The sequence below is a fragment of the Paraburkholderia strydomiana genome (assembly GCF_031456815.1).
In the GTDB taxonomy this organism is placed as follows: domain Bacteria; phylum Pseudomonadota; class Gammaproteobacteria; order Burkholderiales; family Burkholderiaceae; genus Paraburkholderia; species Paraburkholderia caledonica.
Genome location: NZ_JAVDVL010000011.1, coordinates 1 through 23,091 on the forward strand (window position 1 = coordinate 1; position 23,091 = coordinate 23,091).

Consider the following 23,091-nt stretch of genomic DNA (forward strand, 5'->3'; position numbering starts at 1 on the left):
CCCGAACAGGACCGTGAAACGACTCCACGCCGATGATAGTGCGGATTGCCCGTGTGAAAGTAGGTAATCGTCAGGCTCCCCAGCAGCATCAGAAAACCCCACCCCACAAAAGGTGGGGTTTCTGCGTTTACGCGGTGGTAAAACGCGGCGATAAACGGCGAGGCCGCGTCAGCCCTCACTGCCTGTCGATCCGCAGTGCGTTCGCATAACCCGTCAGCTCGAGATAAGCCCGCCCGAGATCCGCGCCATCGCGGCTCACGCGCACCGCGCCCTCCCAGTACACCGCGCCAGTAGACTGGCGCGAGTCCAGTTCCTGGTCGTCCATCAGCGGATCGAGTTGCCATGTCAGCGCGCCGGTTCGCACCGACATCGACACCGGGTACGACGTGTTCGTGCGCGGCGAGCGCCATGTGCGACGGGGCGTGAAGTCGACTTCGCCCGGAGCGAACGTCGTGACTCGTCCGTCGCGGTCGCGCAATGCAGCATGCGCCCACATCGCATGTCCGTCGCGGCTTCTCACCTTGAAGGCCATCAGTGCCGAACCGTCGGAAAGATTCGCGCCCAGCCAGTCCCATCCCACCGCATTCGCGTCGAGCAATGTGCTCGACCATTCATGATCGAGCCATGCAACGCCCGTCACGGCAGTGTCTCCATGGGATGAATCACCATTGGCGCCCGGTCGCCTCACGCTGCCCGACACGCGCAATTGCGGCTCGCTGTAGTAGTAACTGGCCTGTTCCGGCCGCGGGCCTTTGCGTGAGAAGCCATGTTCGCCCTGAATCAAAGGGACCTGCGTTGGCGTTAGCTCAAGATGCAACGCGAACTCGCCGGCATCGGCGGTAACATCGTAGCGGCCATCGGCGGCACGAACAATTTTCCACGTGTCGAGCTTGACGTCGGTATTCGCAGGCTTCGCGTAGGCGAGGCCGAATCCCTCGCGGCCAATTCGCTGATCGTGCACGAGGTGGCCGAGTGCAGGATCGCTCAACGCGGCGTGTGCGATGATCAGTTGAGAAGGCGCGAAAGCACTCGGATCGGCGGCATCGTGTCCCGTTGCCGAGCGGAAGAACGTGATCTGAAAACCGAGCGGCCGGTTATCGGGCGTAGTCAGCCAGCCGGTGGCGTACCACCACTCGGTGCGAAAATCGGCGTGAGCGCCGGTGTCCGTCGGCAGCACAATCTGATGGCCTTTCGTGACAGCGGCGAATTCCGGCGTTGCGGCAAAGACCATGTTGGCCGACAAGGCGAACGCGCCGACAACGAACAAATGTGGAACCCGTGGCCGAGTCCGACGAAAACGCGCGACCGAAACCTCGTTCCCCGCGTTCGCCAAATGTATGGATTGAAGCGCCATCGATTGAAGCGCCAATAACCGGCGCAAAGCTCGCATCACCAGTCCTCCTTGACCGCGCGCACTGCATCCACGGAAACGGCGCCACGTCCCGCAATCACCGCTGTCGAACACGACGACGCGAGCATCACGACCGCAACTGTGGCCAGCATCGTCCACGGAACATGCAGCGACATGCTCCAGTGAAACGACTGCGGATTGACGACGAATACGAGAATCAGACTGATCGCGAAGCCGAGAACAAAACCCATTGCGATACCGCACGCGGTGAGCATGCCGCCTTCGAGCGCGAGGATCGCGAGGATTTGCGAGCGCGTCACGCCGACATGCCGCAGCATGCCGAACTCGCGAGCGCGTGCGAGCGTCTGCGCCGAAAATGTTGCGGCCACGCCGAACAAGCCGATGACGATAGCGACCGCCTCCAGCAGATATGTGACTGCAAAACTTCGGTCGAATATCACGAGCGTGCGCGCCCGAATGGCGCCCGGTTGCGAGATGTCCAACCTCGCGCCGAAAGGCAGTGCACGCAACCCGGCTATCGTGCGCTCAATGCTCGAACCTCGCTCGACGGTAACCGCGACATCGGTAGCGCTCGTGTCGGCGGTGAGGCGACGGTAGTCGGCAAGCCGTATCTGGATCGCGCCCGTCTGCCGAGCGTAATCGCGCCATACGCCGGCCACCACGAACACATTTGCGCGCTCGCCGATGGGCAAGCGGATACGCTGTCCGAGCCTATAACCATATAGATCCACCATTGCTTCGGACACCCAAACAGGTGTTTCAGCGCTTTGCAGATCGCGCGGCGTAAGCACAGGTCCCGTCATTTGCAGATTTGCACCCGGATCGGTTGCGTCGATCTCGCGTGCGAGTATCGCGACGTCCGGGCGCGCCGGGTCGAGCGTGATATGTGAAGTGCGTGCGAACGCCGCCCTTGCAATGCCCGGCACCGCAGCAAGCCGCGTCTGTTCAGCAGGACTCAAGCCGCCTGTGTCGCCGTTTTCCGCGACGCGCACATAAAGATCAGCGGACAGTAGATGGACCAGCCAGTCTTCGACGGACACGCGGAAGCTCGCCACCATGATCGCCATCGCCACGATCAGCGCGAAGCTGGACAACACGCCGCCCATTGCAATCGACGCATGACCCGGCGCATTTGCGAGACGCGCGAGCGCTAGCGTACTGGCCGCACCGGCCCGTGAGCGCGATGCGAACCCCCGGCTCGCTACGCCAAATATGAGGGCGGTGACCCGCGGCATCAATGCAATTCCGCCGATCAGCAGTAGCGCGACGGCCACATAACCGCCAATCGGCGCGTCGAACCATGGCGGTGCTTGCGTGAGAAGCGCGGCGATAACCAGGCACAAGAGGGCGGGCCACGGCGTGGCGAGCCGCGCGAGCGCGCCTTCTTCGGCACCGGCCTTGAGTGCGGAAGCGGGCCGTGCGCGCGCCGCTTCCAGTGCCGGCGCGAGGCTGCCGAGAACTGCCACGGCGATGCCGAGCGTCAGGAAAATCGCAGTTGCGACTGGTTCGAAGCCGACCTGCGGCTGCACGCCGGGAAAGTAGCCGCCGCCGAGATCGCTGCCGAAAAAACGCAACGCTCCGGCAGCGAGTGCATAACCGAGCGCGAGGCCGCATAGCGAACCGAGCAGGCCGAGCAGCGCGCCTTCCAGCAGAATCTGACGCAGCAGTTGGCCGCGTGTCAGTCCGAGGACGCGCAGCATCGCAAACTGCGCGCGACGACGCACCACGCTGAGTGCCTGCGTCGAAAACACGAGGAACGCCCCGGTGAAAAGCGCAACCAGCGCGAGCACGTTCATGTTGATTCGATAGGCGCGCGACAGCCGGTCCGTGCGGCTCTCGACGTCACGCGCTTCGGCGACGACCCATTGGCTGCCCAACTCATTTTGCAGATCGCGTTTGAAGCGCTCGCGGTCGACACCACGCTCGAGTTGCACGTCGACGCGCGAAAGCTTGCCGACCTTGCCGAACTTCCATTGAACCGCGGCAATATCCATGATCGCGAGCCGTTGACCCGGCCTTGTTCTGACGATGCCGCCGGCCACCCGCAAGTGCACGATCGACGTGCCGCTCTGCAGCGCCACCTGATCCCCGGTCTTCACGTGCAACCATTCTTGCGCGGCAGTCGAGAGAAACACGGCGTCGGACGCGAGCGTGTCGAAAGGCTGTCCGCTCGATGGCACGCCCATCAGGTCCGGCGCAATGCGGCTTGCCTTGAACACGTCGATGCCGAGCACAGGCAAAGCCGCGTTCTGTCCCGGCACCGTGACGTCTAGCGCAAGAACGGGACTCGCGAGCGCGAGACCTCTTTGCGTGGCGAGGCGCGGATAGATCGACTCGTCGAGTAGCGGCTGAGCGCCGCGCACCTGCAGATCGGCTTGGCCGGAAAGGCTGCGCGCCGCAGCGGAGAACTCGTTGAAGGCTGCGCTGTTGATCAGTTGCACAGCGTAACCGAGCGCCACACCCAACGCGATGGTTGCGATTGCAACGAGCGCGCGTGCCCGATGACTGCGCCATTCGGCGGCGAGCAGCCAGCGCGCGAGAATGCGGTGTCCGCGTCCGGGCGCGGAGCGCTGCGAATCAGCGGGCGTCATCGGTTGAACGCGCAGTGGTTCGCGCGCCGTGTTGCGCCTGTGAAGACGCCGGCACTTCCGACGCGGCATGCAAGCCGCCATCGCTGAGAATCATGATGCGGTCGGCAACGGCGGCAGCGGCCTCCGAGTGCGTCACCATCATCGTGGCCGCGCCGGTCGCCTTGCTTTGTGCACGAAACAACGCGAGCACGCCGTGGGCGGTATCGGGATCGAGGTTGCCCGTTGGTTCGTCGGCGAGGATCAGAGTAGGGCGATGGACCAGGGCGCGCGCGATAGCAACGCGTTGCATTTCGCCACCCGACAGTTGCCGCGGAAAGTCATCACCGCGGCCTTCGAGTCCGACGGCCGCGAGCATGTCGAGCGCCGCGGAAGAGGGCAACTCGTTTAGCAGCAGTGGCAGCGCGACGTTCTGCGCAAGCGTCAAATGCGGCAGCACGTGAAACGCCTGAAACACAAAGCCGAGCTTTTGCCTGCGCAGACGCGTCGCGGCATTGTCGTCGAGACGCGACACGGCATGGCCGCCGATCATCACATCGCCGCTGTCCGCCTGATCGAGACCGGCGATCAGATTGAGCAGCGTCGATTTGCCGACGCCTGAGTCGCCCATGATCGCGACGAATTCGCCGGGCGCGAGCGTGAAGTCGAGATTTGCGAGCACGACGCGGCCCGCGCCGTAGGTCTTGCTAAGCCCGCGGCACTCGAGCGCGGGAACGACACCTTCGTGAGAAAACACCATGCAAGTCCGGAGAATGAGGTCGACGCAGCAGCATCCGCTCGCTGAATGCGCGGCTTTCGATGTGTTGGCCGCCAAAGTATATTCGGCTTCTGTAAGGCGCGTCGGCGCATCCGCTCCTCGTGTGAAGCATGCGATCGGCGACGGTTTTCCTGACACGGCACCTCGTTCCGCGCCTGCACCTGCATAAAAAATATTTCTATCCAATACAGCGGGTCCCTGCAGATCGGTGCGCGAAAAGACCCATACGCGGCGCTGTCGAACGCATTTCGTGTGCCTCGTGACGGAATCGCCATTGCGCATGTCGTGAACTGGCAGCAAATGGTCGTCAAAAGCGTGCTTCTGCGGGAAATTCGCGGAGCCGCGAAGAATCCCCAGCCCGTTTGTGCAAGTGCACATTTTTCCAGCTTGTGCAAGCGAAGCGACCGCAATAAGTCATCGTCTAGGGCATGAGCGCAATGTTGCGCTGCAAAACTATTCTTATCTTGGTAATCTCCCACCTCGTCGTTCGACTGCGGGTAAACGTGTAGTCGAGCGAAGTCTGCACACGTCGCCCCTGCTGGCCCCGAACCCTACATATTCGCTTCAATGCTTTCGAAATGGAAAGTGTTGGTGCGGCGTTTTGTACTTCAAGTTTTCGACAGCGCACATGCCATTGCCTCTCCTTAGTCTGCTTATCTGGATCCCTATCGTTGCCGGCCTCGTCGTTTTGCGAGCCGGGTCGGACACGGCTCGCAACCGTACGCGGTGGCTCGCATTGATCGGCGCGTTTGCGGGCTTCGTGCCCGTGATTCCGCTGGTCGCGAATTTCCGCAACGAAGCGACGTCGATGCAATTCGTCGAAAACGTCAGATGGTCGCCGACTTTCGATATCGCGTGGCACGTCGGCGTCGACGGCATTTCGCTGTGGCTCGTCGCATTGACCGCGCTGACGACGATCATCATCGTGGTCGCCTCGTGGGAGTCGATCACCGAGCGCACTGCGCAGTACTTCGGCGCATTCCTGATGTTGTCCGGTTTCATGCAGGGCGTGTTTACGTCGCTCGACGGCATGATGTTCTTCGTCTCGTTCGAAGCAACGTTGATTCCGCTTTATTTGCTGATCGGCACATGGGGGCACTCCAATCGGTCATATGCCGCGGTGAAGTTCTTCTTCGTGTCGTTCCTTGGCTCGCTGATGATGCTGATGTCGATGCTGTATCTGTACAGCCAGACGCATAGCTTCGACCTCGCGCTGTGGCGGGAAACGCGCCTTGGCACCATGCCGCAAGTACTGATCTTTCTCGGCTTCCTCGCGGCATTCGGCGTGAAGGTGCCCATGTGGCCGCTTCATACCTGGTTGCCCGACGTTCACCTCGACGGCCCCACGGGCGCTGCCGTGATGATCGGCATGCTCAAACTCGGCGGCTACGGCCTGTTGCGTTTCGCATTGCCGATTGCACCACAGGCAAGCCACTTTTTCGCGCCGATGATAATCACGCTGTCGCTCGTCGCGGTGATCTATTCGAGTCTTCTCGCGCTCGTGCAGACCGACATGCGCCGCCTGCTTGCGTATTCGACGGTGGCTCATATGGGCCTCGTCACGCTCGGTCTGTTCGTCTTCAACCGTATCGGTCAGGCCGGCGCGATCGTGCAGATGCTGTCGTACGGCGTGGTGTCCGGCGCGATGCTGTTGTGCACGGGCATGCTCTACGATCGCACGAAAACGGCTGCGATCGCCGAGTACGGCGGCGTTGCCAACACCATGCCGCGTTTCGCCGCGTTCGTGATGTTGTTTTCGATGGCGAATGTCGGCCTGCCGGGCACGTCGGGTTTCGTCGGCGAATTCATGGTGCTGATGGGCGCGATCCGCTTTAACTTCTGGATCGGCGCGATGGCGGCGTCCACGCTGATTCTGAGCGCGGCCTACACGTTGTGGATGTATAAGCGCGTAATTTTTGGCGCGATTGCGAACGCGCGTGTTGGCAACCTGAAAGATGTCGGCAAGCGAGAATTCGTGTTGCTCGGCGCAATGGCGCTGCTGGTACTCGCAATCGGACTGGATCCGAAGCCTTTCACCGACGCCATCGACCCGTCGGTCGGTACGTTGCTGGCGCAATCGGAGCGCTCCACGCGTCCGGAGCCGACGCCTCGCGATGGCGGCGATCACCTGCAAGCAGCCGCCCCCGCAGCGGTCGTTGCGGCGACGCGTACGCCAGGGTGACAGGGCAGTGTGAATGCCGGAATAGTCGATTCCAGTTCGGCAAAATGCGCGCACAATAGATGCCGCATATGCCGAACTGAGCCCGAATCGCACTTTCATGCAGTCACAACAGGAGAGCCCATGAGTCAGCAGAAAGCCGTGGAGTATTCCGCAGCATCGCCCGAAGTCAAAGCTGTGTACGACGATATCAAGGAGACGCGTCAGGTCGACGACGTCAACAACTTCTGGAAGTACATCGCGCAGCATCCTCCGACGCTCGCGCGCACGTGGGACAGTCTGAAAGACGTGATGAAGCCCGGCGCGCTCGATCCGTTAATGAAAGAGCTGCTCTACGTGGCCGTAAGCGTGACGAACAACTGCGGTTATTGCGTTGCGAGTCACACGGCCGCGGCTCGCCGTGCGGGTATGACCGACGAGATGTTTGGCGAACTGCTCGCAGTAGTTGGCATGGCTAACGAAACGAACCGCCTCGTGGTGGGGTATCGCGTGCCGATCGACGCAGCGTTCGAGTAGGCCGATTCACGCCTTGCCGCGCCACGCGGCAAGCAAACCCGGCAAGTCGTTCATGTCGCGAAACACCTGAGCCACGCCGACTGCCTGCAATGCGGCAGCGCTGCTATGCCCGAATTCGTCCGGGCAGTAACCGAATACCGTCGCGCCGGCTGCAACGCCGGCAGTCGCGCCCGTCACCGTGTCTTCGACAATGGCGCAGTGCGCCGGGTCCACATCCAGCGCCGCCGCCGCGGCGAGATACACATCGGGGAACGGCTTGCTACGCGGTGTTTCGTGACCGCTGAAGATGCGTCCCTCGAAGCAGTCCAGGATCTCCGCCTTGGCCAATTGCAATTCGACTTTGATCCGATCCGCACCGGAAGCAACGGCAATTCGTCCCTTCAATGATGCGTGAAGCGAACGTACCGCTGTCGCTGCGCCCGGTATCGCGGTCAATTCCTTTTCGAGCGCTGCGTTGCGGCGCGCGCGAAATTGCATCAGCCAGTCGGTCGTGATCGCAACGCCAGTGCGCGCTTCGATCAGCGGCGCTTCGTCCTTCACCGCCTTGCCGACGAAAATACGCATCGTCTCTTCAATGCTCAGGTGCCAGCCCAACTCGCCCAGCATCTCGGTGAGTACGCGGTTAGTGATCGGCTCTGAGTCGACGAGCACGCCGTCGCAATCGAAAAGTACGGCGTGAAACGGGAAATCGGCCATCGGGAAGAGTGGGAAGAGATCGCGGAACGGGAGAGCATACAACAACGCGCCGCGTGGCGCTGCGCGCTTGCGTGACCGCGCGCAGCGCGAAGAGTCACGATCCCTTGGCGTCGAACCCGTCACTCAAGGTCTTCATGAACGCAATAATGTCCTGAATATCCTGATCCGTCATTGCAGGCTGATCTCCGAATTTGCGATCGAACGGTGCGTCGGACACATCTACATTCGCGTGAAACTGCGGCGGCAGATCGTTGTACTTTTGCACCTTGCCCGATGCATCGCGCGGATAGATCTTTTCCGGCGACGTATTACGCAGATTGTAGAAGTCCATCACCTGCTTCAGGTCGTGATACACGCCGTTGTGAAAGAACACCTTGCGGTTCGCGACATTGCGTAGCGTGGGTGTGAGGAACATGCCGCAATACTGCGTCTGTTTCGCGAGATCTCCACGAAACGGCCCGCATACCCCCATATCGAAGAACTTTGGATTTTTATTCGCAGGAATGGCCGGATTGCGGGGCACACCTAGCGCTTCGTATTGCGTATCGGTAAACACTGGCGGCAAGCCGTCCTTGCTCGGCTGACTCAGATGGCAGCCCGCGCAATTCGCTTTGTCCTTGTCGTTGAACAATTGCAGGCCGTGCAGTTCTGCATGCGTGAGGCGAGCTTTGCCTTCCAGCCAGTAGTCGTACTTACTCGTGAACGCGTGGAATGACGGATCTTCGATCTGATAACGCCCCACCGCGAACATGGCCTCTGAAATCAGCAGACTCGGATTGCCGACAATGGCCGGCCCGAACATCTGCTTGAACTGGTCGATGTACTTCGTCTGCAGCAGCTTGTGCGCGACGTCTTCCGGCGTTTTGTTGGCCATCTCGACGGGATTCGTCAGTGGGCCGATTGCCTGGTCCTGCAAAGTATCGGCGCGGCCGTCCCAGAAGAGCCCGCCTTGCGGCACCATTGCCGGAGCGGCAGGCGCGGCGAGAGCGGTCTTTTGCGCGCGCGCGACGCCGCTTGCCTGCGAAGCGAGTTGCGTCAGATCCACCGGCACATCCGTGTCGCCCTGGTCGGGACCAATGCTGAACGGCGCCTGACGATAGAGATACGTGAGCGATGGCGGCGGACGAAAACCCGCGTCGGTCATATGCGCGCCGCCGAGCTGAACAGGAAACGCGTTATCCGGCGCGTACGAATTCTTCGGCGAGTGGCACGACGCGCAAGACTGCGTGCCGGAAGCCGACAGCGACTGGTCGAAAAATATCTCCTTGCCGAGCAGCGCCACCGCGCTCAGCGGCGCGCTTGCCGGACGCAAAAGATGCACCGGTCGAGGGTTCGCGCCTGTGAGGTCTTCAACGATCGCGCCGACTGCGGCCGGCATCCGCTCCGGATAAACAAGCGCATATGCGCTGAGCGCGACGGCCGCAATAGCGATGCAGGCGGCGCTTCGCGCAAGCAGCCGGAGCGCTGAGCGGCGCGTGAGAACGGGACCGGGTTCGCCGCTCGCGGGAAGAGTCGGCGGCAGGGCAGCGTCTGAAGCTTGGTTCATGGCGGTCGTGACAATAGTTCTTCTGATGCGATCAAAAGGGCAAATCGAGCCAGCACCTATGCACTGGCTCGACGCCGACTACGCTTTGCTGCAAGCCGTGCTCTGCGTCATGACACCGCGTTCGTCAGCGATGCGCGCGAGATACTCGCGCATCGCATGAACGCGGGTTGCCTGATCGCAAGTTTCTGCACGGCTCGTGACCAGCTCTGGTCAGATTGCCGGCGCTTGAGCCAGCGTCGTACCGAGGTTCTGGTCCAGATACAGCGGCGCGTTGTTGCCCGAGCCCGAGAAGTCGAACATGTTCATGATGCTGCCCGCAGTGGCGTCGAACGAACCGCCGCCAATGCGTTGACCGCTGAGCCAGTTATCCTCGATGAACTTCACGACCGATGCCTGAGTGATCGGCGTGTCGTCGACGAAGTTCGCCTTCGCCCACGGCGAGACCACGATAAACGGCGTGCGCGTACCCGGACCGCAACGGCCGTTCACCGCGCCGCCGTTCACGCCCTGCGGCTGCACTGCGCCCGCGGCCGTACACTGGCCTGCCGCGCTCAGGTTGTCGCTGCCCGCCACCGTCTTGCCGCCTGCCGATTGCGGCGTCGTCGAGTCGAACGACGAGCTCGTAGGCGCCTTGTAGCGATGGTCGTACCAGCCGTCCGAATCGTCGTAGGCGATGATCACGGCGGTGTTCTTCCAGTCAGGCTGCTGCTGCAGGAAGTTGATGACCTTCGTGACGAAAGCCTGTTCGTCGATCGGGTCCGAGTTGCCCGGATGGCCGTCCTCGACTGCCGGCGCCTTCAGGAAGTTGACCGACGGATAGTTGCCCGACTTCACCGCGGCAAAGAAGTCGTCGGTGTCGTACTGGTGATGAACCGGCGTTGCGGTGTTGTCGAGCGGATCGGCCGCACCGATCACGGCCGTTGAAGACGGACGCGTATGCGCAAGGTTCGCCGTGCTTGCGTAGTACTGGAACCACGCGTGGTGCTGCACGTAGTCGGTCTTCGTCGCGTTGAGCACCTGCGAGAAGGTCGAGCGGGCGCAGCCCGTTGTGCCGTTCGCGTTGACCGTCTGCAGATTGAAGCCGCCCATGAAGCCGCCCCACGTGATGTTCTTCGCGTTGAGCAGGTCGCCGATGTTCTTGTTGTTCGACGACATCGTGCCCGTCACCGTGCTGCCCGCCGCGGTCGTGCAGACGTCACCGGTCGGGTCGAGGTCGCCGACCATCGTGAAGCCGCCGGCCGAATCCGGAATCGCGTTGCCCGACGTGCCGCCCGAAACGATCACGCCGTTGTTCTGGCCGGAAACGACTGCAAGCGCGCCCGGCGTCGACGGACCGTACGTATCGGTGTACGCGTTCTGGTTCATCGCAAAGTGCTGCGCGTAGTTCCACAGCGCGGTGACGGTGTTGCCGTCGAAGTAGCCGAGCACCTGGCCCTTCGTCGCGAATGCTCCGGTGCTGCCCGCGATCGTCGAACCGGCTGCGGTAAAGAGCGGGAACGAGTCCATCGCGCCGTTGTTATAGGCGAGCTGTTCGGCGGCGTATGCGTGGTTCTGACTCGACGTGTTCGCTTGCGAGCGGTCGAGGCGGAACGGCAACAGATCCGCTGCGGGCAGACCGAGCCCGGCGATAGTCACCAGACCGACCGTGCGGCCTGCCGTATTCGGCGACGTAGGTAGCGCATTCGGGTTGGTCGCGATCAGGTTGTTGCTCGCGAGGTTATTGACCGCCGGCGTGCCTGCAGCCGCCGTGAATTGCGGCTCGCCCACCGGATTCGACGCTTGCGGATAAGTCGCGAAGTAGTGATCGAACGAGACGTTTTCGCCGAAGATCACGACGACGTGCTTGATCGGCGTGGCAGTGGCCAGGGCATCCTGTGCCGTCACCGACGGTGTCGGCGACGATGCGCTCGGACTGATGCTGTGGTTGCCGCAAGCGGCGAGCGTCAGCAGTGCGGCAAAGGGAATGGGTAACAGGGTTCTACGGAACATGTGACTGGCTCCAGATTCGACTTCGCCGTTCAGCGCTTCCATGATGTACGTGTGGAGTTCGCTGGGGATATTGTTTATTGGAAATAATGCGGTGCTTGTCGCTGCCCCACGCTGCGGCAACCACAAGCTGCGCGCATTGAAGCATTCGATGATTAAGATTTAAGGGCGCGCATATTACGTTGGCTCTCGGTCGCCATTCATTCCGATAACCGTTGCTGTCGTTGTGCTGACGGTGACACTGGCGCGCGGCGGCAGCAAGCGGTAGTTGACCCACTGCGGCCCGGCACGACGGATGCTCCGGCATCCAGACGTAGCTCGCCGGACAGGCCGCCAAAAACGTGTGCTGCCGTGATCCCGTCATCTCTTTCCGAGGATTCGCCATGACAGTGAAGCTCAAACCGGTCGGTCAGCAGGTCATCGTCATCACCGGGGCGACGAGCGGTATCGGACTCGCTACCGCTCGTCTTGCCGCGAGCAAAGGAGCGCGGTTGATGCTGATCGCCCGCGACGAGGAAGCGCTGACCGCGCTCGCGAGGCAACTCGGCGATCAGGGCGCGCTCGTCGACTACGCGGTTGCCGACGTGAGCAACGCCGGGCAATTGCAGGCCGCCGCCGACAAGGCCATTGCGCGCTTCGGCGGCTTCGACACGTGGGTCAACAACGCCGGCGCGTCGATCTACGGCCGTTGCGCCGATGTGCCCATCGACGAGCAGAAAGAGTTGTTCGAGACGAACTTCTGGGGCGTCGTGCAAGGTTCGATGATTGCGCTCGCGCACCTGAGGCAGCGCGGCGGTGCGCTGATCAATCTGGGCAGCGAGCTGTCGGACGTCGCGCTGCCGCTGCAGGCCGCATATGTCGCGTCGAAGCACGCAGTAAAGGGCTATACCGACGCATTGCGCATGGAACTGCTGGAAGAGCGCGTGCCGGTTTCAGTTACGCTGATCAAGCCGTCGGGCATTCATACGCAGTTTGTCGAGCATGCCCGCAATCATCTCGACGTGCAGCCAAAGCTGCCGGCGCCGGTCTATGCACCGGATATTGTCGCGAGGGCGATTCTGCATGCGGCGGCCACGCCGGTGCGCGATCTGTATGTCGGCGGTGCATCGGCGGCAATGGTCACGTTCGCGCGTCGAGCGCCCAATCTGTATGACCGCGTGATGGGCCGTCTTGGCATATTGTCGCAACGGACTCAGGAGCCGCCGCACACGGCGGCCGGCAACAACGGCGGCGATGGTGCGTTGCGCGAGCGCTCCGAACAGAAGCGCCGGGTGTTTGAGTCGAGCCTGTACACGCAGGCGTCGATGTATCCGCAGCAGACGGCATTGCTTGCCGCGGGCGCAGCGGCCGTGTGGTTGCTCGCGCGTTATGCGCGGTCGTCGCATGGGCGACGCGTATAGGCGAAGAGCCGCGCGTGTGATTCACTTACCAGGATAATGGGCGGCCAGGAAGATGGTGGGCAAGACAAAGGGTAGCAAGACAAAGGGTAGCGCCTCATAGGCGACAGCAGCGCGGGAGCAGTGCAAGGCGCAACCCTTCGTCGTCCGATGCAATCAGGCGTAATGCCACTGAACGACTCGGGCGATCAGCCTCCGCCGCCGTTCGGGTTGCCGATTGTGAGCTTGTTCGATACGGACTTCACACCGGCGACGCTTTTCGCCACGTCCTCGGCTTGCGGAATCTGGGCGCCGTCAGGCACCGATCCTGTTAGCGTCACTGCGCCGCCGCGAGCCCGCACGAACACGTTCGACACATCGAAGCCCTGCGCTTTTGCCAACGCCTTGCGCACGTCGAGACCGAGCTTGCGGTCCGTCTTTTTCACCGCTTTTGTGCGCGCAGTGGAGGAGTCCGTCATGTCGGACGGCGCCGCATCGCTCGATTGCGCATAGGCGCTCGATGCAGTTGCCAGACACAATGCGATGCCGAGCGTCTTCAAAAGATTGACTGTTTTCACGTTTTCTCCATCCTCGAAAAGTTGATGTCGCTTCGTTGCATGCAAAATAATACGCGCCGGTGAACGGTGTCCGCTCACTGGGAGCATCCTGTCTTGTACAAACGCAATGCCGTGGCGCTCCCGGCGCGCTTAAACAATAGTTCAGCACGCGCGCTCATGCTGGAAAAACTGGCGGTGGCGTCTTTACTGGCAGGCATCAGTGCGCCATATGCAGTTTGGCATTAAGCTCTCAACGGCGAACCGTGCGTTGCATCGCGCACGATCCGCCGAAGAACGATGAGTCGCACATAACCTTGAATGCACTTGCCAACTTAAGAGGGAGTCAGCCATGAAGGGCGTTGCCATCAAACAGATCATGCTGGGCTTTGCGGTTACCGCGATGGTCGCAGCCGGTATGCCACTCGCCGCCGCGCAAACCACGACCGATACAGACGCACAGACCGCGCAACCCGGCGGCGCCAGCGCCGCCAAGCCGACCAAGGCCGAGCGTAAAGCGGCCCGCAAGCAGGCTCGCGCAAAGAAGAATGCAGAGCTCAAGAAGCTGGAGGACGCAGGCTATCAGCCGTCGCGGAACGACCCGAACTATCCGACCGATCTGCAAAATGCGCAGAAGAAGGCGGGCATAGGCACAGGCGCGAGCCAGTAAGCATTAACCCGTAATTCGTGCCACCGGGCAGCGCGATATCGATGCTGTCCGGCGCAATGCTCGTTCGGACGGCGCGCGTGGCGCCAACTATCGTTTCCACTGACGAATAACACGCAACTAGCCGCCAGAGAAAACTCGGTATTACGCGGCGACACCAGCGCATCTGATCGTCGCACGGCGTTTTTTCTGCTCTCAAAACCCTACATTTGGCTTGTAGCGACATCTTCGCCTGGCGCTTTCCATATCGGCGAAACCCTTACCCATCAAGGCTTTCGCGGCGGCTAAACTTCGTCCGTGCGACATGAGTGTCGTATTTCCTCATGTGGTTGTCGCAAATAGTCGGCTAGGCGTACTTTTTTCTGGCAACTATGTATGCACAGCGCGGACGACGTCCGCTCGCAGCTTTGCATGGGACCAGGGTAAGTGTTTTGCACAAACTCTGGCCGACATAGGAGAGCATTCAATGAATTCCCCCAAGGTCGTGGTCGAAGGGCTGTGCAAGGTGTTCGGCACTAACCCGAAACAGGCGCTCGCCATGCTGGCGGGCGGCGCGACGAAAGAAGAAGTCTTCGCGCGGACCGGTCAGATCGTCGGCGTTCACAACGTATCCTTCGAAGTCAAGGAAGGCGAGATCTTCGTGCTGATGGGGCTCTCGGGCTCCGGCAAGTCGACGCTGATCCGCCTGATCAACCGGCTCGTGGAACCGTCGGCGGGCAAGGTGCTGATCGATGGGCGCGACGTGGCCAGCGTGCCGCGCGCCGAATTGACCGCGCTGCGCCGCAAGGACATGAGCATGGTGTTCCAGTCGTTTGCGCTGATGCCGCAACGCACTGTGCTGTCGAACGCAGCGTTTGGGCTCGAAGTGGCAGGCGTCAGCCGCAAAGAACGCGAAGCGCGCGCGATGACCGTGCTCGAGCAGGTCGGCCTCGCGCCGTTCGCGGCGAAGCTGCCGGCACAACTGTCGGGCGGCATGCAGCAACGCGTGGGACTTGCGCGGGCACTCGCGGTCAACCCGTCGTTGATGATCATGGACGAAGCGTTCTCCGCACTCGACCCGTTAAAGCGCAAGGAAATGCAGAACGTGCTGCTCGATCTGCAACGCGAGCAGCAGCGCACGATCCTGTTCGTGTCGCACGATCTTGAAGAAGCCATGCGGATCGGCACACGCATCGCGATCATGGAAGGCGGCAAGGTGGTGCAGATCGGCACGCCGCAGGAAATCATCACCAATCCCGCCGACGATTACGTGCGCGCTTTCTTCGAAGGCATCGACACCAGCCGTTATCTGACGGCCGGCGACCTGATGCAGACCGACGCCGTGCCGCTGATGCATTCGCATTCGCCGCAGATCGACGCGTCGAGCGTGGCCGCCACCCTGAACGGCAGCGCCGACTATGCGTTCGTGCTCGACAGCGAACGCAAGATTCGCGGCTTCGTGTGCCGCGACGAAACAGGCAGCGCGTCGGCGAAACTGAACTACGTCGAATGCATTCGACGCACCACACCGCTAGACGATGTGGTCGAACGCGTGGTCGCGAGCCGCGCGCCTTTGCCGGTCGTCGAAGCAGACGGCTCCTACTGTGGTTCGGTCAACAAGACGAACGTGTTGCACGTTCTTACGCGCCATCGAGGTTCCCATGTCTGAAGTCATTCCACTTGGCGCCTGGGTCGACCACGGCGTCCACTACCTGCTCGACCACGACGCCAAGACTTTCGATTCCATCGGCAAAGTCATCGAGGGTTTTGCGGCGCTGATCGAACAAGGCCTGCAAGCTGTTCCCATGTGGGCGCTGATGGCGTTCTTCGTCGGCATAGGATTGTGGCGGGTGGGCTGGCGTTTCGCGCTCTTCACCTTGCTGGCGATGCTGCTGATCTACGGCACCGGGTTCTGGGATCAGATGGTGATCACGCTCGGTCTCACGCTGTCGTCCACGTTGATCAGCCTCCTGCTCGGCGTGCCGCTCGGCATCTGGACCGCGAAAAGCCGGACCGTCGAAATGATCGTGCGTCCCGTGCTCGACCTGATGCAGACCATGCCCGCGTTCGTCTACCTGATTCCGGCCGCGATGCTTTTCGGCCTCGGCCGCGTGCCCGGCATTCTTTCCACGGTGATCTTCGCCATGCCGCCCGCGGTGCGTCTCACGTCGCTCGGCATCAAGCACGTGAACCGCGAGATCGTCGAAGCAGGGCAGGCGTTCGGTTGCACGCCGTGGCAATTGCTCTACAAGGTGCAGTTTCCCAATGCGCTGCCTTCGATCATGACCGGCGTGAATCAGACCATCATGATGGCGCTCTCGATGGTGATCATTGCGTCGATGGTCGGCGCGGGCGGGCTTGGCAACGACGTGCTCGCCAGTATTCAGCGGCTCGACATCGGGCTCGGCTTCGAAAGCGGACTTTCTGTCGTGATGCTCGCGATCATTCTGGACCGTATCACGGAGAGCTTTGGCCGCTCGCCCGGCATGGCGCGTGCGCCGCTTCTCTCGGGCTTGCGCAGTGTGATGAAGGTGCGCCGCGCGCCGGCGGCGCAGCACAGCTGAGCCGCACATGAAGCGCGACGCGATCACCCAGGTCGAGGCCCCTTCAGATTCGCCGCTTTCCCGGCTCGCGCACGTCGGCTTTCTGACGCTGCCGAACTTTTCGATGATCGCGTTCACGAGCGCGGTCGAGGTGCTCCGCATGGCCAACTACGTGGGCCGCGCGGAGCATTACAGGTGGTCCGTGATCACGCCGGACGGCGAGCCGGCGCGGGCGAGCAACGGTATTACCGTGAAGCCCACCACGACGCTCGCGCAAGCCGGCATGCCGGACGTGCTGATCGTCTGCGCGGGCTGGCACGTGCGCGATTACGTCAACGAAACGGTGATCGGTTTGCTGCGCGACGTGGCGGCCCAGAACATACCGCTCGGCGGCATTTGCACGGGACCGTATGCGCTACTCGCAGCCGGGCTGCTCGACGGCTATCGCTGTACCGTGCATTGGGAAGATATGTCGCCGCTGCACAAGAGCTACCCGCATGTGCGTTTCGCCGACGAGCTCTTCGTGATCGACCGCGACCGCATGACCTGCACGGGCGGCACCGCGCCGCTCGATCTGATGCTGAAACTGGTTGCCATGCGGCTCGGTCATCCGGTCGCGGCGCAGGTGTCGGAGCAGTTCATCGTGGAAAGAATACGCGGCTCGACCGACTATCAGCACATACCAGTCGACGCCCGCGTCGGTTTTTCGCGTGCCGAACTCATCGAGGTCGTTCGACTGATGGAGGCGAATATCGAAGAGCCTTTATCGCTCGACGAACTCGCGCGGCTCGTGCATCTGTCGCAGCGCCATTTGCAGCGCATGTTCAAGATGTTCCTAAGCGTATCGCCGACTCACTATTACCTCACGTTGCGCCTGCGGCGAGCGCGCGAACTGCTGCGCAATACCGACGCTTCGATCGCGCGCGTCACGGCCGTTTGCGGCTTCCATTCGCCGTGCCATTTCAGCAAAGCATATCGCGCGCAATTCGGTCATGCGCCGAGCGTCGAGCGGCGACTGTCAGCGTAGGAGGTTCGTGCTTCAAGTTCGGTGACGTGCGTTCGCGCGTGCCTCGATGCGCAACAGGCGGCGTCGAAAAAGTCAGTGTAATAAGCCAGTCAAGCATTCAATCACCCTGAGGAAACGCCATGAAACGTTTGTGGGCTGCGTCGTTGTGCGCGCTGTCTGTGTCGTCCGTTCCTTCGGCTTTCGCCGCCGAACCCGCTACATGCCGCGACGTCCGCTTCGCCGACGTCGGCTGGACCGATATCGCCGCTACGACAGGGCTTGCATCGACGGTGCTCGAAGGACTCGGCTACAAGCCGACCAAGACGATCGCCTCTGTGCCGATCACCTTTGCCGGTGTGAAGAGCAAGCAGATCGACGTATTCCTCGGCTACTGGTCGCCGACCATGGACCCGATGATCGATCCGTTCAAAAAGGCCGGTCAGCTGAGCGTGCTGCCGACGCCGAACCTGACGGGCGCAAAGTACACGCTTGCCGTGCCGGACTACGCGTATCAGGCAGGTATCAAGACGTTCACCGACATCGCGAAGAACTACGACAAGCTCGGCGGCAAGATCTATGGCATCGAGCCGGGTAACGACGGCAATGCGTTGATCAAGAAGATGATTGACAGCAACCAGTATGGGCTCGGCAAGTTCAAGCTCGTGGAGTCGAGCGAGGCGGGCATGCTGGTGGAGGTGAACCGCGCGATCCGCGACAAGAAGCCGATCGTGTTCCTCGGCTGGGAACCGCATCCGATGAACGTGCAGATGAAAATCGATTATCTGTCCGGCGGCGACGACGTGTTCGGTCCGAACTACGGCGAGGCCAAGGTCATGACGGTTACGCCGACCGATTACTCGACACGCTGCCCGAACGTCGCGAAACTCGTGTCGAACCTGCATTTCACGACCGACATCGAGAATCACGTGATGCTGCCGATCATGAATAAGACGGACCCCAACAAGGCCGCGCGCGAGTGGTTGAAGGCGAATCCCGCAGTGCTCGACCAGTGGCTCGCAGGCGTGAAGACGTTCGACGGCAAGGATGGTTTGCCGGCAGTGAAGGCGTATGTGGCGGGGAAGTGATATCGGCTTTTGGCGCCGCTTGACGCGGCGCTAAACCGCCTGTTGCAAGGTTTCAGGCTATTAAACAAGGGACGAAATCAAAGGGCATCGACAAAACGCCTTGAAACAGGGCCTCAAATCGCCTGCGCCCGCCCCGGAAACGTCTCGTCGAAATCCGCACCATATTCCGCTTCCGCCGCCGTGCCGCGTTGCTCGCGGTACATCATCGGCGGCAAGCCGAATTGTTTGCGGAATTCGCGGCCCAGATGTGACGCATCGGAAAAGCCACAACTCGATGCAATGTCCGCCACGGTCTTGTCCGAGCTGGTCAACAGCCAGGCAGCGGTGCGCAGGCGCACCTGCTTCGCATAGGCCTGCGGCGCCTTGCCGGTTTGCGCCTTGAAAAGCCGCTCCAGTTGACGCGGCGACAGATCCAGCTTGCGCGCGAGTTCATCGAGTGAAAGCGAACGCCCCACGTGCTGTTCCATCAGCAGAATTGCGCGCTTCACTTTTGGGTGCGCCGCAGGTGCAAGTCCCGGCGGATGCGGCTGCGGCGCATTGCCTTTCTGCATGTCGTCGACGAGAAGAATACGCAGCGCTTTTTGTACCGTTGCGGTTTCGAAGTGGCGCAGAAGAATGGCCGCGGCCACGTCGATAGAAGCGCGCCCGCCTGAACACGTAATGCGCCGGCGATCGATCACGAACAGCCGGTCTGCCACGAGCGCCTCTTCATTCACCGACGGAAAACGCTCGATGAAATCCCAGTAGTGAAACCAGCTTACGCAAATGCGATGACCGTCGAGCACGCCCGCGCGCATCAGCGAGAACACGCCCGTACACATGCCGACAAGCGTTGCATCGGCCGCCGCGGCGCGGCGTATGAACGCAAGCGTTGCGTCGTTCGCGGCCGGTCCCGAATGCAGCAGGCCGCCTACCACGACGACGTAATCGAACGGCTCGGCGTTGTCGAAGGTTTCCCACGGAGTGATCTGGATTCCGCAACTCGCGCGTACCGGAGCAAGGGTTTCCCCTATCACGCTCCATGAACAGCGCACGGGCTTGCTGAAGTCGCCTTCGTCCGCGGACAGGCGCAACAGGTCGACGAAACCCGAAAACGCCGTCAGCGTGAAGTTCGGCAGCAGGATGATGCCAAAGCGGATGCGCTGCTTCGGCGTGCCGTCGATAGATTGAAGGGGAAGCGGTTCAGCGGAGTTCATGCATGCAGCCAGAGCAAAAAAGGTTGAGTCAAGCATAGCACCGGGATGCACCGGGGCACTGATCATACGTGTCGTCGGCATCGCGAGGCGCAGGGGCTGCGCCTGTCGCAAATGCGTCAGAAGCCTTCGTAAATACGTCGCGACGCTTGGCGCGCAGTGCGCTTGACGCCACTATCCCACTGTCATGCCGTTTTTATTCTATCGGTCCAATTTGACGTGCGGTGCAATAGGGCCTGTTTCGAGGTAAGTCCCTCCACCCAGGCATTGCAACGCACAAGGCTAGCCATGAACGTCAGCGTATTCGATCTGTTCAAGATCGGTATCGGTCCCTCCAGCTCGCACACCGTCGGGCCGATGATCGCTGCTTGCCGCTTCGCGTCGCATATCGAAGACGCCAACCTGCTCGGCTTCGTGCGCCGCGTGAAGGTCGAACTGTTCGGCTCGCTCGGCGCAACCGGCAAGGGCCATGGCACCGACAAAGCGGTGCTGCTCGGCCTGGAAGGCAACCTGCCCGAACTGATCGACCCGGACACGATCGAGCCGCGTTTGCTCGCGATTCGCGAAACGAAGCAGATCGCGCTGCTCGGCAAGCATCCGGTGAAATTCGACGAGCGCGAGCATCTTGGATTTTTTCGCAAGCTGATGCCGGGTGCGCCCGGCTCGGGCATCGTGCATCCGAACGGCATGCGTTTTCAGGCATTCGACGAGTATGGGCAACTGCTGGTCGAAAAAGAGTATTACTCGATTGGCGGCGGCTTCGTCGTGAACCGCGAGGGCGATCGCGTGAACGGCGTACGTGCGGGCGCCGAGGTGCCGCATCCGTTTCGTACCGGCGACGATCTGATGCGCGTGTGCCGCGAAACGGGCCTCTCTATCGCCCAGGTGACGCTGCGCAACGAATGCGCGTCCCGCTCCGAACAGGAAGTGCGCGAAGGCCTGCTCGCGATCTGGCGCGCGATGTCGGCTTGCGTCGAACGCGGTTGCAAGGTGCGCGGCGAATTGCCCGGACCCATGCATGTGAAGCGCCGCGCAGCCGACCTGTGCGGGCAATTGCGCTCGCGCTCCGAGGAGTCGCTGCGCGATCCGCTTTCGATGCTCGACTGGGTCAACCTGTACGCGATGGCCGTGAACGAAGAGAACGCGGCAGGCGGGCGCGTCGTGACCGCGCCGACCAACGGCGCGGCAGGCGTGATCCCTGCCGTGCTGCACTACTACGTGAAGTTCATGCATGCGTCGAATGACGAAGGCATCGTCAACTTCCTGCTGACGGCCGCGGCTATCGGGATCATCTACAAGGAGACCGCGTCCATCTCCGGCGCCGAAGTGGGCTGCCAGGGCGAAGTGGGCGTGGCCTGTTCGATGGCCGCAGCGGCGCTTGCCGCAGTAATGGGCGGCACGCCGACGCAAGTCGAAAACGCCGCGGAAATCGGCATGGAACATAACCTCGGCATGACCTGCGATCCGGTCGGCGGACTCGTGCAGATTCCGTGCATCGAGCGCAACGCGATGGGCGCGATCAAGGCGCTGAACGCCGCGCGCATGGCGATGAAGGGCGACGGCCAGCACTACGTATCGCTCGATAACGTGATCAAGACGATGCGCGAGACGGGCGCGGATATGAAGACGAAATACAAGGAGACGTCGCGCGGCGGGTTGGCCGTGAACGTCATCGAGTGCTGAACAGCGCTCTATCAGAGTCGTGATGAAGCACCAGGCATCAAGCACACGAGCACTACAAGCACCATAAGCACCGACAGTACCCACAAGGACCAACGATGAGCCGCTATTCGATATTCAGCCTCTTGCGCAACGGGATGTCGTATCACGAAAACTGGGAGCGCCAGTGGAAGAGCCCCGAGCCCAAACGCGAGTACGACGTGGTGATCGTCGGCGGCGGCGGACACGGTCTCGCCACCGCCTACTACCTTGCTAAAGAACATGGCGTGCGTAATATCGCCGTGCTCGAAAAAGGCTGGATCGGCGGCGGCAATACGGCGCGCAATACGACCATCGTCCGCTCGAATTATCTGTGGGACGAGTCGGCTGCGCTCTACGAAAAGGCAATGAAACTGTGGGAGGGTCTCTCGCAGGATCTGAACTACAACGTGATGTTCAGCCAGCGCGGCGTGATGAACCTCGCGCATACGTTGCAGGACGTACGCGACACAGAGCGGCGCGTGAATGCGAACCGCCTGAACGGTGTCGATGCCGAATTCCTCACTCCCGCGCAGATCAAGGAACTCGAGCCGACAATCAATCTGAATAGCCGCTACCCGGTGCTGGGCGCGTCGATTCAGCGGCGCGGGGGCGTCGCGCGTCACGATGCGGTGGCTTGGGGCTTCGCGCGGGGCGCGGACCAGGCGGGCGTCGACATCGTGCAAAACTGCCAGGTCACCGGAATCCGCCGTAACGGCAGCCAGGTAACGGGCGTGGATACGACGAAGGGTTTCATCAAGGCGAAGAAAGTCGCGGTGGTGGCGGCGGGCAATACCTCCACGCTCGCCGACATGGCCGGCGTGCGCCTGCCGCTCGAAAGCCATCCGTTGCAGGCGCTGGTGTCCGAGCCGATCAAGCCGGTCGTGAACACAGTGGTGATGTCGAACGCCGTGCACGCATATATCAGCCAGTCCGACAAAGGCGATCTGGTGATCGGCGCGGGCGTGGACCAGTACACGGGTTTCGGACAGCGCGGCAGCTTCCAGATTATCGAAGGCACGCTCGAAGCCATCGTCGAAATGTTCCCGGTGTTCTCGCGCGTGCGCATGAACCGGCAGTGGGGCGGCATCGTGGACGTCTCGCCGGACGCATGCCCGATCATCAGCAAGACCGACGTGAAGGGCCTCTATTTCAATTGCGGCTGGGGCACGGGCGGCTTCAAGGCGACCCCCGGTTCCGGTTGGGCCTATGCGTACACGATCGCGAAAGACGAGCCGCACGAATTGAACGCGCCGTTCTCGCTGGATCGCTTCTACACCGGCCATCTCATCGACGAACACGGCGCCGCCGCCGTCGCCCACTAACGCACTAGCGCTGGATAGAGAGACA

At 61.7% G+C, this 23,091-nt stretch carries 18 protein-coding genes; 10 read left to right on the top strand and 8 right to left on the bottom strand.

What is annotated here, in order from left to right; all coding sequences use genetic code 11:
- Positions 1 to 175: 175 nt before the first annotated feature.
- From J2W46_RS25455 to J2W46_RS25465, 3 genes are all read right to left on the bottom strand, one after another.
- Positions 176 to 1,231, bottom strand: coding sequence for a lipocalin-like domain-containing protein (locus J2W46_RS25455; RefSeq protein WP_310357652.1), 1,056 nt, complete (start codon positions 1,229 to 1,231; stop codon positions 176 to 178).
- 158 nt (positions 1,232 to 1,389) lie between these two features.
- The gene (locus J2W46_RS25460; protein WP_310357275.1) at positions 1,390 to 3,963 is read right to left on the bottom strand and encodes an FtsX-like permease family protein; all 2,574 of its coding nucleotides are present in this window, start codon (positions 3,961 to 3,963) and stop codon (positions 1,390 to 1,392) included.
- Positions 3,950 to 4,699: an ABC transporter ATP-binding protein gene (locus J2W46_RS25465; protein WP_131320344.1), complete on the bottom strand. Its 750-nt coding sequence runs from the start codon at positions 4,697 to 4,699 to the stop codon at positions 3,950 to 3,952. Before J2W46_RS25465 ends, J2W46_RS25460 begins: the two co-directional genes overlap by 14 nt.
- Before the next feature lie 646 nt (positions 4,700 to 5,345).
- Here J2W46_RS25465 and J2W46_RS25470 point away from each other — a divergent pair.
- Together J2W46_RS25470 and J2W46_RS25475 are read left to right on the top strand one after the other, a co-directional pair.
- Positions 5,346 to 6,899 carry an NADH-quinone oxidoreductase subunit M gene (locus J2W46_RS25470; protein ID WP_310357277.1) on the top strand — a complete coding sequence of 518 codons (1,554 nt, stop codon included), beginning with the start codon at positions 5,346 to 5,348 and terminating at the stop codon, positions 6,897 to 6,899.
- A gap of 120 nt (positions 6,900 to 7,019) precedes the next feature.
- On the top strand, positions 7,020 to 7,412 hold the full coding sequence (locus J2W46_RS25475) for a carboxymuconolactone decarboxylase family protein (RefSeq protein WP_310357279.1): 393 nt from the start codon (positions 7,020 to 7,022) through the stop codon (positions 7,410 to 7,412).
- 6 nt (positions 7,413 to 7,418) lie between these two features.
- Here J2W46_RS25475 and J2W46_RS25480 read toward each other — a convergent pair whose 3' ends face one another.
- The 3 genes from J2W46_RS25480 to J2W46_RS25490 all read right to left on the bottom strand — a co-directional run bounded on the left by J2W46_RS25480 (position 7,419) and on the right by J2W46_RS25490 (position 11,643).
- Complete coding sequence (locus J2W46_RS25480) at positions 7,419 to 8,108, bottom strand: HAD family hydrolase (protein WP_204522050.1); 690 nt, start codon at positions 8,106 to 8,108, stop codon at positions 7,419 to 7,421.
- A gap of 94 nt (positions 8,109 to 8,202) precedes the next feature.
- Positions 8,203 to 9,654 (bottom strand): cytochrome-c peroxidase, encoded by a 1,452-nt coding sequence (locus J2W46_RS25485; RefSeq protein WP_310357281.1) that lies wholly within the window; start codon positions 9,652 to 9,654, stop codon positions 8,203 to 8,205.
- 210 nt (positions 9,655 to 9,864) lie between these two features.
- A complete protein-coding gene (locus tag J2W46_RS25490; RefSeq protein ID WP_131320347.1) occupies positions 9,865 to 11,643 on the bottom strand; it encodes a phospholipase C in 1,779 nt (592 codons plus the stop codon).
- Positions 11,644 to 12,023: 380 nt separating this feature from the next.
- Between J2W46_RS25490 and J2W46_RS25495 the strand changes: the two genes are divergently transcribed.
- Positions 12,024 to 13,040, top strand: a complete 1,017-nt coding sequence (locus tag J2W46_RS25495; protein WP_088176225.1) for an SDR family oxidoreductase — start codon at positions 12,024 to 12,026, stop codon at positions 13,038 to 13,040.
- 185 nt (positions 13,041 to 13,225) lie between these two features.
- Here J2W46_RS25495 and J2W46_RS25500 read toward each other — a convergent pair whose 3' ends face one another.
- Positions 13,226 to 13,594, bottom strand: coding sequence for a BON domain-containing protein (locus tag J2W46_RS25500; protein WP_020067479.1), 369 nt, complete (start codon positions 13,592 to 13,594; stop codon positions 13,226 to 13,228).
- A gap of 328 nt (positions 13,595 to 13,922) precedes the next feature.
- On the opposite strand from J2W46_RS25500, the gene J2W46_RS25505 reads away from it, so the two are divergent.
- The 5 genes from J2W46_RS25505 to J2W46_RS25525 all read left to right on the top strand — a co-directional run bounded on the left by J2W46_RS25505 (position 13,923) and on the right by J2W46_RS25525 (position 18,850).
- Positions 13,923 to 14,240, top strand: a complete 318-nt coding sequence (locus J2W46_RS25505) for a hypothetical protein (RefSeq protein WP_131320349.1) — start codon at positions 13,923 to 13,925, stop codon at positions 14,238 to 14,240.
- A gap of 463 nt (positions 14,241 to 14,703) precedes the next feature.
- A complete protein-coding gene (locus tag J2W46_RS25510; protein WP_020067481.1) occupies positions 14,704 to 15,885 on the top strand; it encodes a quaternary amine ABC transporter ATP-binding protein in 1,182 nt (393 codons plus the stop codon).
- Positions 15,878 to 16,780: a choline ABC transporter permease subunit gene (gene choW, locus J2W46_RS25515; protein ID WP_087750794.1), complete on the top strand. Its 903-nt coding sequence runs from the start codon at positions 15,878 to 15,880 to the stop codon at positions 16,778 to 16,780. Before J2W46_RS25510 ends, choW begins: the two co-directional genes overlap by 8 nt.
- Positions 16,781 to 16,787: 7 nt before the next feature.
- The gene (locus tag J2W46_RS25520; protein WP_020067483.1) at positions 16,788 to 17,786 is read left to right on the top strand and encodes a GlxA family transcriptional regulator; all 999 of its coding nucleotides are present in this window, start codon (positions 16,788 to 16,790) and stop codon (positions 17,784 to 17,786) included.
- A gap of 119 nt (positions 17,787 to 17,905) precedes the next feature.
- Positions 17,906 to 18,850, top strand: coding sequence for a choline ABC transporter substrate-binding protein (locus J2W46_RS25525; RefSeq protein ID WP_020067484.1), 945 nt, complete (start codon positions 17,906 to 17,908; stop codon positions 18,848 to 18,850).
- Positions 18,851 to 18,963: 113 nt separating this feature from the next.
- On the opposite strand, the gene J2W46_RS25530 is transcribed toward J2W46_RS25525, so the two are convergent.
- Positions 18,964 to 20,046 carry a GlxA family transcriptional regulator gene (locus J2W46_RS25530; RefSeq protein ID WP_027804535.1) on the bottom strand — a complete coding sequence of 361 codons (1,083 nt, stop codon included), beginning with the start codon at positions 20,044 to 20,046 and terminating at the stop codon, positions 18,964 to 18,966.
- A gap of 285 nt (positions 20,047 to 20,331) precedes the next feature.
- On the opposite strand from J2W46_RS25530, the gene J2W46_RS25535 reads away from it, so the two are divergent.
- Entirely contained in the window at positions 20,332 to 21,726 is a 1,395-nt protein-coding gene (locus tag J2W46_RS25535) for an L-serine ammonia-lyase (protein ID WP_310357289.1), read from the top strand.
- 95 nt (positions 21,727 to 21,821) lie between these two features.
- Positions 21,822 to 23,066 (top strand): sarcosine oxidase subunit beta family protein, encoded by a 1,245-nt coding sequence (locus tag J2W46_RS25540; RefSeq protein ID WP_020067487.1) that lies wholly within the window; start codon positions 21,822 to 21,824, stop codon positions 23,064 to 23,066.
- The last annotated feature ends 25 nt before the right edge of the window (positions 23,067 to 23,091 follow it).

Excerpts from the sequence above, each read along its gene's own strand:
- J2W46_RS25525 (WP_020067484.1), top strand. The coding sequence starts at position 17,906 with ATGAAACGTTTGTGGGCTGCGTCGTTGTGCGCGCTGTCTGTGTCGTCC.
- J2W46_RS25465 (WP_131320344.1), bottom strand. The coding sequence starts at position 4,699 with ATGGTGTTTTCTCACGAAGGTGTCGTTCCCGCGCTCGAGTGCCGCGGG.
- J2W46_RS25520 (WP_020067483.1), top strand. The coding sequence starts at position 16,788 with ATGAAGCGCGACGCGATCACCCAGGTCGAGGCCCCTTCAGATTCGCCG.
- J2W46_RS25455 (WP_310357652.1), bottom strand. The coding sequence starts at position 1,231 with ATGGTCTTTGCCGCAACGCCGGAATTCGCCGCTGTCACGAAAGGCCAT.
- J2W46_RS25475 (WP_310357279.1), top strand. The coding sequence starts at position 7,020 with ATGAGTCAGCAGAAAGCCGTGGAGTATTCCGCAGCATCGCCCGAAGTC.
- J2W46_RS25505 (WP_131320349.1), top strand. The coding sequence starts at position 13,923 with ATGAAGGGCGTTGCCATCAAACAGATCATGCTGGGCTTTGCGGTTACC.
- J2W46_RS25490 (WP_131320347.1), bottom strand. The coding sequence starts at position 11,643 with ATGTTCCGTAGAACCCTGTTACCCATTCCCTTTGCCGCACTGCTGACG.
- J2W46_RS25495 (WP_088176225.1), top strand. The coding sequence starts at position 12,024 with ATGACAGTGAAGCTCAAACCGGTCGGTCAGCAGGTCATCGTCATCACC.
- J2W46_RS25540 (WP_020067487.1), top strand. The coding sequence starts at position 21,822 with ATGAGCCGCTATTCGATATTCAGCCTCTTGCGCAACGGGATGTCGTAT.
- J2W46_RS25480 (WP_204522050.1), bottom strand. The coding sequence starts at position 8,108 with ATGGCCGATTTCCCGTTTCACGCCGTACTTTTCGATTGCGACGGCGTG.
- J2W46_RS25485 (WP_310357281.1), bottom strand. The coding sequence starts at position 9,654 with ATGAACCAAGCTTCAGACGCTGCCCTGCCGCCGACTCTTCCCGCGAGC.
- choW (WP_087750794.1), top strand. The coding sequence starts at position 15,878 with ATGTCTGAAGTCATTCCACTTGGCGCCTGGGTCGACCACGGCGTCCAC.
- J2W46_RS25535 (WP_310357289.1), top strand. The coding sequence starts at position 20,332 with ATGAACGTCAGCGTATTCGATCTGTTCAAGATCGGTATCGGTCCCTCC.
- J2W46_RS25470 (WP_310357277.1), top strand. The coding sequence starts at position 5,346 with ATGCCATTGCCTCTCCTTAGTCTGCTTATCTGGATCCCTATCGTTGCC.
- J2W46_RS25530 (WP_027804535.1), bottom strand. The coding sequence starts at position 20,046 with ATGAACTCCGCTGAACCGCTTCCCCTTCAATCTATCGACGGCACGCCG.
- J2W46_RS25460 (WP_310357275.1), bottom strand. The coding sequence starts at position 3,963 with ATGACGCCCGCTGATTCGCAGCGCTCCGCGCCCGGACGCGGACACCGC.
- J2W46_RS25510 (WP_020067481.1), top strand. The coding sequence starts at position 14,704 with ATGAATTCCCCCAAGGTCGTGGTCGAAGGGCTGTGCAAGGTGTTCGGC.